This is a genomic window from Streptomyces violaceoruber (genome assembly GCF_033406955.1).
In the GTDB taxonomy this organism is placed as follows: Bacteria; Actinomycetota; Actinomycetes; order Streptomycetales; family Streptomycetaceae; genus Streptomyces; species Streptomyces violaceoruber.
In genome coordinates, this window is record NZ_CP137734.1 from 4,388,506 (window position 1) to 4,402,697 (window position 14,192).

The window sequence follows — 14,192 nt, forward strand, 5'->3', positions numbered from 1 at the left end:
CGATGGGTCGCTTCAGGAGGGTCCTGACCACCGCCGTACTGACCACGCTGCTGGTCGGCGGCACGGCCGGCTGGGCGTCGGCGAGCAGTGCGAGCGTGCCCGGCGGCCCGCTCCCCGGCACCGCCGCCTGGCTGGCGGACGACTCCCTGGGCAGGGAGCTGCCGGACCCCGGCACGGCCACCCCGGCCGAGGTGGCGGCCTTCTTCGCCGGTCTGAGCGACGTCCAGCGGCACAGACTCGCCGAGGACCACCCCGCCGTGGTGGGCAACCTCGACGGCGTCCCCGTGCACCTCCGTTACGAGGCCAACGCGCCCGCGGGGGACCGGGTGCTGGCGTACGACCCGCGCGGGCGCGGAACGATCGCGCGGGTCGCGGGCGACCTGGAGAACGCCGCCCACGTCTCGGTGATCGTCCCGGGCTCGGACATCGACGCCGAGACCTTCGACCGTACGGCGCAGCGGGCCGCCGACCTCCAGGCGGCGGCGGGCGACGACACGGCCGTCATCGCCTGGGCCGGGTACACGACGCCCTCCGGCATCGGACCCGACCTGGCGACGGGCCGGCTCGCCGAGGCGGGGGCCGAGCGGCTGGCCCGCCTCACCGAGGGGCTGGACGCGGCCGGTCTCCCCGATCCCTCCCTCTTCTGCCACAGCTACGGCTCGGTGGTCTGCGGCCTCGCCGCCGACGACACCGACGCCCGGGACATCGTCGTCATGGGCTCGCCCGGCATGCGCGCCGACGACGTCGGAGCCCTCGGCACCGACGCCCACGTCTGGGCGGCGAAGTCCCCGGACGACTGGATCGACCGCGTGCCCAACGTCGAGTTCCTGGGCCTCGGCCACGGCGCCGACCCCACCTCGCCCGGCTTCGGCGCGACCGTCCTGCCCGCCGACGACGTCCCGGCACACGACGAGTACTTCACGCCCGGCACCTCCACCCTGGCCGCGTTCGCGGCGATCGCGGACGGAGAGCGCCCGTGAGAGGGCTCGTGAGGAGGCTGCTCGCCAAGCTCGCCCGGCTCGGCGCCCGGGTCGACGAGCGGACCCCGGCCCACCGCGACCGCGCCGTCGACGGCCTGCGCGCGCTGGCGCTGCTGGCCGTGCCCACCGGTCACTGGCTGGTCGGCGGGTTCACCCTCGACGGCGGCGGGCTGCACAACGCCAGCCCGCTGGCCACGTTCGGCGCCCTGGCCCCGGCGAGCTGGGTCCTCCAGATGCTGGGCATCTTCTTCCTCGTCGGCGGCTACTCCTCGGTCCTCTCCTACCGGCGTCGCAAGGGATCGGTCCGGGAGTGGACGGCCGGGCGGCTCAGGCGGCTGGGGCGCCCGGTCCTCGGCGTCACGGCCGTATGGGCGCTGCTCCTTCCTGTCCTGCACTACGGCCTCGGTGTGCCGGGCGACACGCTGCACACCGCCGCCACGCTGGTCGTCCAGCCGTTGTGGTTCGTCGGCGTCTACGCCGTGATCACGGCCCTCACGCCGTACTGCGTCCGCGCGTCCGAACGCCTGGGCGCCCGGGCCGCGGTGCCGTTGATCGGAGCCGTCGCGGTGGTCGACCTCCTGCGGTACGGGCCCTTCGCGGACGCGATGCCGTCCTGGCTGAGTCTGCTCAATCTGCTGCCGGGCTGGATGTTCGCCTACCAACTGGGCGTGTCCTGGGCGGACCGGCGGATCGGCCGGCGCGGGGCGTGGCTGCTGCTGGCGGGCGGTACGGCGCTGTTCGCCGTGCTGCTGCTCGCCTTCCACTACCCGATGTCGATGGTGGGCGTGCCCGGCGAGGCCCGGACCAACTCCCACCCGCCGTCCCTGCTGGTCCTCGCGCTCGCCGCCGCCCAGTCCGGCGCGGCGATCCTGCTGCGCGACCGGCTGGCCCGGCTGCTGCGGCGGCCCGCCCTGTGGGCGCCGGTGGTGATCGTCAACCTGTCGGCGATGACGATCCTGTGCTGGCACCAGACGGCGATGCTCGCCGCCGCAGTCCCCGGCTCGTACTTCGGTGAGATCCCCGGGCTGACCGCCGCACCCGACACGGGCGGCTGGGTCCTGGCCCGGCTGGCCTGGATGCCGCTCTTCGCGGGGCTGCTCGCGGCCGTCGCGAGGTTCGCCCGCCCGCTGGAGTCCCCGTGGGACCGCACCGGCACGGCCCGGCGCGCGGCGGCGGCGGTGCTGGCGGCGGGCTTCGGCTACTTCGCCCTGGCGGCGTGAGCCGCCAACTCCCAGCGGCCCGGACCGACCCGGCCCGGCCGCGCCGTCCCCGACCACACCATCAAGGAGCCCTCATGCCCCTGCCCCGCGAAACGCTCCCGCCCGACACCGGCGGATCACGCGAAGGCAGTGAGTTCACACCGCTGCTGCGCGACGTCAGGGAGCAGCAACTGCTCGAACGGCGCACCGGCTGGTACGCGCGCACCATAGCGGTCAACGCGCTCGGTCTCGCCGCCGTCGGCACCGGCATGGCGCTGCTCGGCGACTCCTGGTGGGTGCTCGCGCTCGCGCCGGTCCTCGCCGTCCTGTGTGCCCGGACGGCGTTCATCGGCCACGACGCGGGCCACGCCCAGATCAGCGGCAGCCGCGCCGTGAACCGCCGCATCGGACTGGTCCACGGCAATCTGCTGCTCGGCATGAGTTACGCGTGGTGGAACGACAAGCACAACCGCCATCACGCCAACCCGAACCACATCGACAAGGACCCCGACGTCGCCGCCGACGTCCTCGTGTTCACCAGCGGGCAGGCCGCCACGCGCACGGGATTCCGCGGCCGGCTCACCCGGCACCAGGCGTGGCTGTTCTTCCCGCTCACCCTCCTGGAGGGCCTCGCCCTGAAGCTGCACGGCTTCCAGCACCTGCGGCGCCAGCGGGGCCGTGCGCGCCTGGTGGAGGGCGCGCTCCTGGTCGCCCACGCCGCCGGGTACGTCACCCTGCTCCTGGCGACCATGCCGCTCGCGCACGCCCTCGTCTTCGCCGCGCTCCACCAGGCCCTGTTCGGGCTGCACCTGGGCATGGCCTTCGCGCCCAACCACAAGGGGATGGACATGCCCGACCCGGACTCCGAGGCGGAGAAGTGGGGGCACCTGCGGCGCCAGGTCCTCACCTCCCGCAACGTCAGGGGCGGCTTCCTCACCGACTGGTTCCTCGGCGGCCTCAACTACCAGATCGAGCACCACCTGTTCCCCAGCATGCCCCGCCCGCACCTCGGGCTCGCCCAGGCCGCCGTCAAGGCCCACTGCCGCGACCTCGGCATCCCCTACGCGGAGACCGGCCTCGTCGACTCCTACCGGCAGGCCCTGCGCCACATGCACGAGGTGGGAGAACCGCTGCGTGCCGACATCTGAGGAGCCGACGCCGTGCGCCCCTCCCGACGCCGTCTCTTCCGGCGCCGTCGCGGCGCACACCGGGCACCTAGGCTGGTGCCCATGATCCCAGTGGAGGCGGAACGTCCGCGCGCGCTGCTCGCGGGGGCGTCGCGGCGATGGGTGCGGCTGCTGCCGTGGGCCGTGGCGTTCGTGCTGTGCGTCGCCCTGCTGCCCACCACCATCGTGGTCCTCACCGCCGACTACGGGCTGAACGGCGGCCTCGCGAGCGCGCTGGCCGTCGCACAGGCCGCCCCGCTGCTGCTCGCCGTCGTACGGCCGTTGCAGGCCTGGTACGTGGTCTTCGTCGCGGACGTGGCCGGTGCGCTCGCCCTGCTCACCGTCGACTTCCAGGAGCGGCTGCTGTGGCCGTTCCCGCCCATGGAGATCGTCGGGTACGTCGGCCTCTGCCTCGCGCTGGGCCTGCGCGAGCGGCGCCGGACGCTGCTGCTGGTGTGGCTGGCGACGGCGGGCGCCAACGTCGGCCTGGGCTTCGCCGCGCCCCACGGCACCGGCGCCAAGGACCTGTTGCTCACCATCCTCGGGGGCGTCGCGCTCCTGCTGGGCGGCGCGCTGCGCGAGCGGTACGAGGTGCAGCGCAGGCTGGCCGAGCAGGAGACGATCAGCGAGGCCGAGCGGGGCCGGCGCACGCTGCTGGAGGAGCGCGCCCGCATCGCACGCGAGCTGCACGACGTGGTGGCGCACCACATGTCCGTCATCACGGTGCAGGCGGACACCGCGGAGTACCGCCTCGCGGCGCTGCCGCCGGACGTGCGGGAGGAGTTCACGTCCATCGCGGCGACCGCGCGGGAGTCGCTCGGCGAGATGCGACGCCTTCTCGGCGTGCTGCGCAACGAGGAGGCGCACGGCGAACTCGTGCCCCAGCCGGGCCTCGCGCAGATCGGGCAGTTGGTGGAGGCGACGGCGCGGACGGTCGGGCCGGTGGACTTCACCCCCTGCGACGCCGAGGTGCCGGAGGCGGTGGGCCTCTCCGCGTACCGGATCGTCCAGGAGGCCCTCGCGAACGTCGTACGGCACGCGCCGGGAGCGGCGACGCACGTGTCGCTGTCGGTCGCGCGGCCCGCCGGCGGGCCGGGCGACGGGCAGACCGACGGGCAGACCGACGGGCAGCGCGACGGGCAGCGCGAGGGGCCGGGCGGGGAGCGGCTCACCGTCCTGGTCGTCAACGAGCCGCCGCCCGAGCCGCCCGCCGGGCCGCTCGAAGTGGGCGGCACCGGGCACGGCCTGGTCGGCATGCGCGAGCGGGTAAGGCTCGTCGGCGGCACCCTCGACGTGGGGCCGCTGCCCGACGGCGGCTTCCGGGTCGCCGCACAACTCCCCCTGACGGAAGAGGACATCACGTGACGACGCGCGTCATCATCGTCGACGACCAGGCCATGGTGCGGGCCGGCTTCGCCGCGCTGCTGGCCGCCCAGAGCGACATCGACGTGGTGGGCGAGGCCCCCGACGGCGCGCAGGGCGTCGAGCTGAGCCGGCGTACGCATCCGGACGTCGTACTCATGGACGTGCGGATGCCCGAGATGGACGGGCTGGAGGCCGCGCGCCGGCTGCTGTCGCCGCCGCCCGGGGTGACCCACCGGCCGCGGGTGCTGATGCTCACCACGTTCGACGTCGACGACTACGTGTACGAGGCGCTGCGGGCGGGCGCCAGCGGCTTCCTGCTGAAGGACGCGCCGCCGGCCGACCTCATCGCGGCGGTCCGCGTGGTGGCCTCGGGCGACGCGCTGCTCGCCCCCTCCGTCACCCGCCGCCTCATCGCGGACTTCGCCCAGCAGCGCCCCGCGTCACGGGGCAAGCCCGCGCTGCGGCTCAAGGGGCTGACGGAACGCGAGACCGAGGTCCTCACCCTGGTCGCCCGCGGCCAGTCGAACACGGAGATCGCCCGGACCCTGGTGCTGGCCGAGCAGACGGTCAAGACGCACGTCAGCCGCGTCCTCACCAAGCTCGACCTGCGCGACCGCGCGCAGGCGGTGGTCTTCGCCTACGAGTCGGGGCTGGTGGCCCCGGGAGAGTAGTCCCGCCCGGCCGGTCCCGCGGCCCGGCCACCCTCCTTCGCCCCCTACCGGGGTAGCACCTCCACATTGGCTCCCCGGTATGACGCCCGGCGCCGAGCCGCCGCCGCACTCTTCACCTCGTCACCAGGACGCACGAGCGCATCGACGAGGAGACGGCACCATGAGGCTACGCAAGGGCAAGCGGCAGAAGGCGGACGACCGGGCGGGGGTGGACCACCGCCCCGAGGTTCCGGCCGCCACGCCCGGGCTCGCCGTCGAGCTGCGCGGGGTCCAGCGGCGGTACGGCCGCGGCGCGGGCACCGTGCACGCCCTCGCGGGCATCGACCTCGCCCTGCCGCGCGGCACCTTCACCGCCGTCATGGGCCCGTCCGGGTCCGGCAAGTCCACCTTCCTGCAGTGCGCCGCCGGGCTCGACCGGCCGTCGGCGGGATCGGTGCGCCTCGGCGGCACGGAGATCACGGGCATGAACGAGAACGAGCTGACCGAGCTGCGCCGCAGCCGCCTCGGCTTCGTCTTCCAGGCGTTCAACCTGCTGCCGTCGCTGACCGTGGAGCAGAACGTCCTGCTGCCCATGCGCCTGGCCGGGCAGCGCCAGGACCACCGCCGGGCGGCCGACGTACTCGCGCAGGTCGGGCTCGCCGACAAGGCGCGGCGCCGGCCCGGCGAGCTGTCCGGCGGCCAGCAGCAGCGGGTGGCCGTCGCCCGCGCCCTGGTCACCGCCCCCGACGTGATCTTCGCCGACGAGCCCACCGGCGCCCTCGACACCGGCACCGCGGCCGAGGTCCTCGGCCTGCTCCGGCAGGCGGTGGACGGCCTCGGCGCCACCGTCGTCATGGTCACCCACGACCCGGCCGCGGCCGCCTGGGCCGACCGGGTGCTGTTCCTCGCCGACGGGGCCTTCGCCGACCACCTGGAGCGGGGTTCGGCGGAGCAGATCGCGGCGCGGATGACCGCGCTCACCGGCCGGGCGCGGGCTACGGCCGCGGCGGGGGTGGCGGCATGAGTCTCAAGCCCAACGGCCTGGCCCGCGCGGCCGTACGCTTCAAGCCCGCCTCGTTCGCGGGCACGTTCGTCGCGCTGCTGATGTCGGCGCTGATCGTCGCGGCCTGCGGTGTCCTGCTGGAGACCAGCATCCGCGCCTCGGTGCCGGCCGAGCGGTACGCGAACGCGCCGGTCGTCGTGGCGGCCGACCAGTCCGCGCGCGTCGTCGCCGACACCGTCGACGGCCCCGAGGAGACCGTGTACCCGCTGCCCGACACCGCCCGCGTGGACGCGGGGCTCGCGGCGAAGGCCGCCGGGGTGCCGGGCGCGGCCACCGCCGTACCGGACTTCACCTTCCCGGTGCACGGCGAGGACTCGCCGGGCGCGCTCACCGGCCACGGCTGGGGCTCGCACGCCTTCACCGGCACCGCGCTGTCGAAGGGCGCCGCACCGCACGCGGGCGAGGTCGTGCTCGGCGCGGACGCGGCCCGTACCGCGAAGGCGGGCGTCGGCGACACCGTCGTGCTGGAGACGGCCGGCGGCCGCGCCGGATTCCGGGTGTCCGGGCTGGCCGAGGCCGGTGACGGGGACACCGTCGGCGAGGGGGCGGGCGGCGGGGCCACGGCCTGGTTCGCCGACGCCGAGGCGCCCGTGCTGGCCGGGCACCCCGGCCAGGCCGACGCCATCGCCGTGACGGCGAAGGACGGGGCCGACACGGACGCCCTCGCCGCCGCCGTCGAGCAGGCCCTCACCGGCACCGGCGCGCAGACGCTCACCGGGGACGACCGCGGCGAGGCCGAGGACCACGGGCTGGCGTACGGCAAGGAGACGCTGTTCGCGATCGGCGGCTCCTTCGGCGGCATCGCCACCCTGGTCGCGGTCTTCACCGCGGCCGGCACGGTCGCCCTCTCCGTCGGCCAGCGCACCCGCGAGTTCGCGCTGCTGCGCGCCGTCGGCGCCACCCCGCGGCAGATCCGGCGCGCGGTCGCCGCCGAGGCGCTCCTGGTCGCCCCGCTCGCCGGGCTGCTCGGCTGCCTGCCGGGCATCGGGCTCGCGCACTGGTGGTTCGGGCAGATGCAGGACCGCGGGGCGGTTCCCGAGGCGGTCGAACTGCACGTCTCGGGGTTCCCGCTGCTGGCCGCCGTCGGCGTCGGGCTGCTCACGGCGCTGGGCGCCGGCCTGGCGGCCGGGCGCAGGCCCGCGAAGATCAAGCCGGGCCAGGCGCTCGCCGAGGCCTCGGTGGAGCGGCTGCGGCCGGGTGTCGTCCGTACCGTCCTCGGTCTCGCCGCGGTCGGCGGCGGCTCGGCGCTCGCCGGTGTGGCGGCCTCCGCCGCCGGTTCCGACGCGGCCAACGCCTCCCTCGGCGTGGTCATGCTCTTCATGCTGGCCGTCGCGCTGCTCGGCCCGATCCTGGCCCGGGTGTGCGCGGCCCTCTTCGGCCTGCTGCTGCGCGGCGGTGACGCCTCCGCGTCGCTGGCCGCCGCCAACTCCCGTACCAACGCGCGCCGGCTGGCCTCGGCGATCACCCCGATCGTGCTGGCGATGGCCTTCGCCTCGACGCTGGTCTTCATGCACACGAGCGAGAGCCACGTCGCCTCGGAGCAGCTCCGCGACGGCATCACGGCGGACCACGTCGTCACCGCCCCGGCCGGCCTGCCCGCCGACGCCGCCGACCGGGCCGCCCGGGCGCCCGGCGTCGACGCGGCCGTGAGCCTGCTGGACACGCAGGTGCTGGTGCCCGTCCGGGGCGGCGGCGAGACCTCGTTGCAGGGGACGGCGACCCAGGGCATCTCGGGCTCCGGCGCCGAACTCGCGAAGGTGCAGGACCTGGACGTGCGCGAGGGCAGCCTGGACCGCGTGGGCGAGGGGCGCATCGCCATCGACAGGACCCTCGCCACCGCCACGGACACCGGCCTCGGCGACAAGCTGCCGCTCTACCTCCCCGACGGCACGAAGGCCGCCCCGGAAGTCGTCGCCGTCTACGGCCGCGGCCTGGGCCTGCCGGCGGTGACCATGGACCGCGCCTCCCTGGACGGGCACGTCACGTCCGCCTTCGCCGACACCCTGCTGGTCAGCGGCGGCGACGCCGAGCCGCTCGCCCCCCTCGGCGAGGTCACCGACGCCTCCGGCTACGCGCTCGCGCAGAACGTGGACCGCGAGTTCGGCGCCTGGGCCAACTACATGATGGCCGCCGTCCTGGGCGGTTTCGCCGCCGTCGCCGCGGTCAACACCCTGGTGATGACGGTCCTCGACCGCCGCCGGGAACTGAACACCCTCCGCCTCGTCGGCTCCACCCGGCGCCAGGTGCTGCGCATGCTGGGCTGGGAGAGCCTGCTGGTGTCGGCGGCGGGCGTGGCCGTGGGCACCGCCATCGCCATGATCACGCTGACCCCGATGATGCGCGGCCTGACCGGCGAGTTCCCGCACGTCCCGCCGCTGCTGTACGCCGCCTTCGCGGCGACCGCGGCAGCCCTCGGCCTGGCCGCCGTCACCCTCCCGGCCCGCGCGGCCCTGCGCGACCGGGGTGCCTGACACCTCGGCCGCCCGGCGGACGGGCCCCCGGGAAGCACCTCCTCCCGAGGGCCCGCCGGCAGGCGTCCGGGCCATGGCGGGTCGCGCGTCTTCCGACCGGCCGGGGGAGGCGCCCCTGCCGGTCGGAAGACGCGCCGCCGTGCTGACGGATGTCTGCCGGCGAGCCCCCGCCCGGTCATCGGGTCACCCCGCCCGCAGCCCGTCCGCCGGAGGTGTGCGCAGGGCGTGGCGGGTGGGGAGTTCGGTCGTGAGGTACGACGTCAGCGCCACCGTCGCCGCGACCGCAGGGAGGAGCCAGGCGGGGCCCGCCGGCCAGGGACGGCCGAGGAGGCCCTGGCCGAGGAGGGCCAGGGGGACGGCGGACAGCAGGAGGCCGGTGACGAGGGCCGCGGCGGCGATCACCGTGGCCTCGCGCCGCATCATCGCGCGGATCTGCCGGGGCGTCGTGCCGACCAGGCGCAGCGCGGCGATCTCCGTCCGGCGCTGGGCGGTGGCGGCGACCAGCTTGTTGGCGATGCTCAGCAGCAGATAGCCGAGGAGCACCACGACCACCGCCAGGTTGATCCACACCTCGGGCGGCGCGTCCGCCCCCGTGGCGTCCGCGGCGGTGCCCGCGACGGCGAGGCCGGGGCGGCCGGCGGCCAGCGCGGCCAGGCCCGTCCCGGCCCGGGACGTGCCGTCGGTGCGGACCAGGACCCGCTGGTCCAGGCCGGCCGTGGTGTGCCCGGCGGCCAGTTGGCGGGAGAGGACGACCGGGCCGAAGCCCAGCCCCCGGTCGTACACGGCGACGACCCGGGCCTCGACCCGCGCCCCGTCGCCGAGCACCAGAGGCACCCGCTTCCCGAGCCCGGCGTCCCGGGTGCGGGCGGCCTCGGCGCTGACGGCGACCGTCGCCCCGGTCAGCCGGTCCAGGCCGCCGTCCGTCACACCGAGGTCCACGACGTCCCGGGCGTCCGGCGCCAGGATCATCGCCGGGGCCGACTCGGCCGCGGGCTCGCCCAGCTCCTCGTACTCCCACACCACCGTGGTCGTCCCGGCCGGCGCGGCGGCCCGTACGCCGGGCACGTCCCGCACGGCGGACAGGGTGCCGTCGGGCAGTCCGCCCAGCGCCGGTGCCGTCAGCTCGTACTGGGCGAGGGTGCCGGTGCGGGTGTCGTCGGAGGTGGCGGCCAGCACCGTGGTCTGGGTGAGCGTGTACGTCAGGACGAAGACGATGCCCATGGCCAGCGGGCTGACCACACCGGACAGCCGCAGCGCGTAGGCCCGTACGTTGGACAGCGCCAGCCACGTCGGCGCCGCCACCCCGGGCCGCAGCCGCCGTACGGCGGCCTCACCCGCGCTCCTGACCAGCGCCGGGCCGCACAGCGCCAGCCCGATCGCGGCGAGGATGCCCGCGATGGAGGTGACCGAGGCGCCGAGGACCGTCCGGGACAGCAGCGGCACCACCGAGAGCGCCGAGGCACCGAGGATCAGCAGCAGCCCGGCCCCGGTCCGGGCCCGCGACGGGGTGCGCGGCTCGCTGCGCGACTCGGCGACCGCCTCGGTGGCCGGCATCCGCGAGGTGCGCCAGGACGCGCACCGGGCGGAGAGCCGCACGGCCGCCGTGATCAGGAGCACGGTGGCGAGGGCGGGCAACGGGCTGACGGTGAGGGGGAGTTCGTCCGGGAGTACGTCGCGGTCGGCGAGCAGTTCCCGGAAGCGGTCCGCCAGCAGGTAGCCGGCCGCCACGCCCGGCACCAGGGCGAGGGCCGCGACGACCGTCGACTGCCCGGCGGCCAGCCGCCGGATCTGCCTCGGCGTCGCGCCGACCGCCCGCATCAGCGCCAGGTCGCGGCGCTGCCCGGCGATGGTCACGCCCAGCGCGCCCGCGACGACGAACCCGGTGATCAGCAGCACGATCCCGCCGAGCGAACCGGCGAGCAGGATCAGCAGCGAGCGCGCCGAACCCACCCCCGGCGCCACCGCCTCGCCCCGGTCCGCGCCGGTGGTCACCCGAAGACCCGTGCCCGCGACCTCCTCGCGGACGGCGTCGGCCACCCGCCCGCCGGCACCGTCGGCGGTCCGCAGGCCGATCAGGTCGACGGTCCCCGCGCGCGGGCCTTCGCCCCCGGTGCCGCGCCCGGCCAGCGCGGCGGCCGTCCGGTCCGCGAACCAGACGCCGCCGCCCGCGCCCGGGGCGTCGACCAGCGCGGAGATCCGGTAGGCCACGGCGGGGCGGCCGTTGGCCACGACCCGGACCCGGTCGCCCACCTCGAGGCCCGCCGCGTCGGCGGCCGCCGCGTCCACGGCGACCCCCTTCGCACCGGACGGCGCCCGTCCCTCGACCCGTGCGCCGGCCAGCAGCCGCGTCGAGGACCAGCCGTGCCCCGCCGTCACCGGGTCCTGCGCGGCGGGGACGGGCCGTCCGCGCCCGTCGAGGAGCGCCGCCGGGAAGCCGATGTCGCCGACGGCCGCGGTGACGCCGGGCAGGGCGGCCAGCCGGTCGACGAGCCCGGCCGGGACGGTGGCCCGTTCGGGCAGTGCGATCGGCAGGTCCCCGCTCGGGTGGAACTCCTGGTCGGCGGCGACCACGACGTCCGCGCCGCCGAGCCGCCCGGGCGGCAGCTGCGAACGCAGCCCGGACTCGGCGAGCACGCCGGTGGTGGTGAGCAGGGCCGCGCCGCCCAGCACCGCGCACGCCACGGCGAGCAGTGCGGTGATCCGGTGCGCGGCCATCCGCAGGGCGAGGTGCAGCATGCCTACCGCTCTCCCAACGCGACGAGACGCTCGGCCAGTTGCGGGGCCGTCGGCCGCTCCAGGGCCTCGACCACCCGGCCGTCGGCCATCACCAGCGCCCGGTGGGCGCGGGCCGCGGCGGCCGGGTCGTGGGTGACCATGACCACCGTCTGGCCCAGGTCGTCGACGAGGGCGCGCAGCAGGCCGAGCACCTGGTGGGCGCTGCGCAGGTCCAGCGCGCCGGTCGGCTCGTCCGCGAAGACGACGGCCGGTTTCGCCGCCAGCGCCCGCACGACGGCGGCCCGTTGCTGCTGACCGCCGGACAGCTCGGCCGGGCGGTGCGACAGCCGGTCGGCAAGACCCACCCGCTCGGTCAGCGCGCGCAGCCACTCCCGGTCCGGGCGCCGTCCCGCCAGGCGCAGCGGCAGCGTGATGTTGTCCTCGACGCTGAGCGAGGGAATGAGGTTGTACGCCTGGAACACGAACCCGACGCGTTCGCGGCGCAGTTCGGTGCGGCGGGTCTCGTTCAGGCCGGAGATCTCCCGCCCGTCGATGCGGACGCTGCCGGAGGTGGGGGAGTCCAGCCCGGCCGCGCAGTGCATCAGGGTGCTCTTGCCGGACCCGGAGGGCCCCATCACCGCGAGGAACGTGCCGTGTTCCACGGTCAGCGACACGTCGTCGAGGGCGCGGACACCGCCCGGGTAGGTCCGGGCGACCCGGTCCAGCGCGATGGCGGGCGCCCGGCGCCCGGTGACGGTGGCGGCCGGGACGGCGGTGCTCATCGCCGCCCCCGCAGGCGGCGTACGACGAGGGCGCCGGCGGCGAGGACGGTGACCACGCCGCTGGCCAGGTGCAGCGGGGCGGCGGCACCGGTGAAGGAGAGGGCCATGTTGGCGACCGCGCTGAGCACCACGACGGCCCACAGCAGCGCGCGCACGACGTCCCCGCGGGAGACGGCGTCCGGGCCGTCGCCGTCGCCGTGCCCCGGGGCGGGGGCGGCCTGGGGTGTGCCCAGGCGGTAGGGGTCCTGGTGGTCCTGGTGCGTCATGGCTGCGGCCTCCGTCGGTGTCGCTCTCGGTCGCCTCCGACGCTAGGGAGCGGGACCCCCCGCGGCCGATCCCGTGGGCCGCCCGGTCCGGGGTACAGCAGGCTGTACTTTCCGGCTCCGCACCCGCCGAGGGCCCGTCCGGCGGCATAGGGTCGGGCACGCTACGCCGCAGGTGCGTACGGCCCGGAGGGAGGCAGACGGATGACGGTCCCGGTCGCGTCCGTGCGGGAGACCGCCGTACGGACCCTGCGCGCCGCCCGTGCCGCGACGGGGCAGCTCGTCGGCGGGCTCGGTACGGCGTTCCAGGCACTGGGCGTGCTGGTGCTGCTGGCGGTGGCCGCCGTGACCGCGCCGGCCGGGGTGGGGCTGCTGCTCGCCCCCGCCGCCCTGCGCGCCCTGCACGCGCTGGCCCGCCGGGAACGCGCACGGCTGTCCGCCCGGGGCATCGAGATCGTCCCGCCCGATCCGCCGCCCACCCGGCTGCGGCTCGCCCTGGCCGACCCCACCACCCGGCGCGAGCTGGGCTGGCTGGTCCGGCACGCCACCCTGGGTTTCCTGCTCGGCCTGCTCGGCCTGCTGCTGCCGCTGTGCGCCGTCCGGGACACCACCTTCCCGCTGTGGTGGCGGCTGAGCCCCGGGGAGGCGACGACCACGTCCATCGGCATCGGCACCGCCCACGGCTGGCCGGACGCGCTCGCGGCGACGCTGCTGGGCGTGGGCTGGACCGCGATCGTGCTGGGCCTCGGCCCGGGCATGGCACGGCTCCAGGCCGCCCCGGCCCGGCGCCTGCTGGTGGCCGGACCGGGCACGGACCTGTCCCTGCGGGTGGCCGAACTGACCGCGACCCGGGCCGCGGCCCTGGACGCGCACGCCACCGAACTGCGCCGGATCGAACGGTCTCTGCACGACGGCGCGCAGAACCGGCTGGTGTCGGTGACGGTGCTGCTGGGCGCGGCGCGCCGGATGGCGGCGCGGGACCCGGCGGGCGCCGACGAACTGCTGGAGCGGGCGCAGTCCGCCGCCGAGCAGGCCCTGGCGGAGCTGCGCCAGGTGGCGCGGGGCATCCTGCCGCCGGTCCTGGCCGACCGCGGCCTCGCGGGCGCGCTGTCGGGCCTCGCGGCGGACTGCGGGGTGCCGTGCCGCGTCGAGGCCGACGTGCCCGAGCGGTGCGCGGCGTCGGTCGAGGCGACGGCGTACTTCGTGGTGGCCGAGGCGCTCACCAACATCGCGAAGCACAGCGGCGCCGCCCGCGCCTCGGTCACGGCCCGGGCCCGCGGGGGCCGGCTGCGCCTGCTGGTCGAGGACGACGGCCGGGGCGGTGCCGACGAGGACGCCGGCTCGGGCCTGACCGGCATCCGCCGCCGCGTCGCGGCGCTGGACGGCACCCTCCGCCTGACCAGCCCGCCCGGCGGCCCCACCGTCCTGGACGTGGACCTGCCCTGCGGGCGGTGACCCACCGGGACGGGGCCGGGGGCCGGGAGTACCGTGGAGGAACCGGGGGACGCCGCGCACCGGCCCCGACACCGGTGCCGCTC

The 14,192-nt window shown here is 76.5% G+C and carries 11 protein-coding genes; 8 read left to right on the forward strand and 3 right to left on the reverse strand.

Going from position 1 to position 14,192, the window contains the following annotated elements:
- Positions 1-2 precede the first annotated feature (2 nt).
- The 7 genes from R2E43_RS19640 (at position 3) to R2E43_RS19670 (ending at position 8,894) form a co-directional block, all read left to right on the forward strand.
- Positions 3-980 (forward strand): alpha/beta hydrolase, encoded by a 978-nt coding sequence (locus R2E43_RS19640; RefSeq protein ID WP_003975182.1) that lies wholly within the window; start codon positions 3-5, stop codon positions 978-980.
- 8 nt (positions 981-988) lie between these two features.
- Entirely contained in the window at positions 989-2,200 is a 1,212-nt protein-coding gene (locus R2E43_RS19645; RefSeq protein ID WP_011029217.1) for an acyltransferase family protein, read from the forward strand.
- Positions 2,201-2,274: 74 nt separating this feature from the next.
- Entirely contained in the window at positions 2,275-3,327 is a 1,053-nt protein-coding gene (locus R2E43_RS19650; RefSeq protein WP_003975184.1) for a fatty acid desaturase family protein, read from the forward strand.
- 81 nt (positions 3,328-3,408) lie between these two features.
- Positions 3,409-4,710 carry a sensor histidine kinase gene (locus R2E43_RS19655; protein WP_030870700.1) on the forward strand — a complete coding sequence of 434 codons (1,302 nt, stop codon included), beginning with the start codon at positions 3,409-3,411 and terminating at the stop codon, positions 4,708-4,710.
- Positions 4,707-5,381 carry a response regulator gene (locus R2E43_RS19660; protein ID WP_003975186.1) on the forward strand — a complete coding sequence of 225 codons (675 nt, stop codon included), beginning with the start codon at positions 4,707-4,709 and terminating at the stop codon, positions 5,379-5,381. Before R2E43_RS19655 ends, R2E43_RS19660 begins: the two co-directional genes overlap by 4 nt.
- Positions 5,382-5,541: 160 nt before the next feature.
- Positions 5,542-6,384, forward strand: a complete 843-nt coding sequence (locus R2E43_RS19665; RefSeq protein WP_003975187.1) for an ABC transporter ATP-binding protein — start codon at positions 5,542-5,544, stop codon at positions 6,382-6,384.
- Positions 6,381-8,894, forward strand: a complete 2,514-nt coding sequence (locus tag R2E43_RS19670; protein ID WP_332056410.1) for an ABC transporter permease — start codon at positions 6,381-6,383, stop codon at positions 8,892-8,894. Before R2E43_RS19665 ends, R2E43_RS19670 begins: the two co-directional genes overlap by 4 nt.
- A 183-nt stretch (positions 8,895-9,077) precedes the next feature.
- Here the strand turns inward: R2E43_RS19670 and R2E43_RS19675 are convergent, their stop codons facing one another.
- The 3 genes from R2E43_RS19675 to R2E43_RS19685 are packed head-to-tail and all read right to left on the reverse strand — an operon-like array spanning position 9,078 to position 12,657.
- Positions 9,078-11,630, reverse strand: a complete 2,553-nt coding sequence (locus R2E43_RS19675) for an ABC transporter permease (protein ID WP_093456492.1) — start codon at positions 11,628-11,630, stop codon at positions 9,078-9,080.
- A 2-nt stretch (positions 11,631-11,632) separates the two neighbouring features.
- Positions 11,633-12,391, reverse strand: a complete 759-nt coding sequence (locus tag R2E43_RS19680) for an ABC transporter ATP-binding protein (RefSeq protein ID WP_003975190.1) — start codon at positions 12,389-12,391, stop codon at positions 11,633-11,635.
- Positions 12,388-12,657: a hypothetical protein gene (locus tag R2E43_RS19685; protein WP_011029210.1), complete on the reverse strand. Its 270-nt coding sequence runs from the start codon at positions 12,655-12,657 to the stop codon at positions 12,388-12,390. Before R2E43_RS19685 ends, R2E43_RS19680 begins: the two co-directional genes overlap by 4 nt.
- 201 nt (positions 12,658-12,858) lie before the next feature.
- Here R2E43_RS19685 and R2E43_RS19690 point away from each other — a divergent pair, with 201 nt between their 5' ends.
- Complete coding sequence (locus R2E43_RS19690; protein WP_030870686.1) at positions 12,859-14,109, forward strand: sensor histidine kinase; 1,251 nt, start codon at positions 12,859-12,861, stop codon at positions 14,107-14,109.
- The last annotated feature ends 83 nt before the right edge of the window (positions 14,110-14,192 follow it).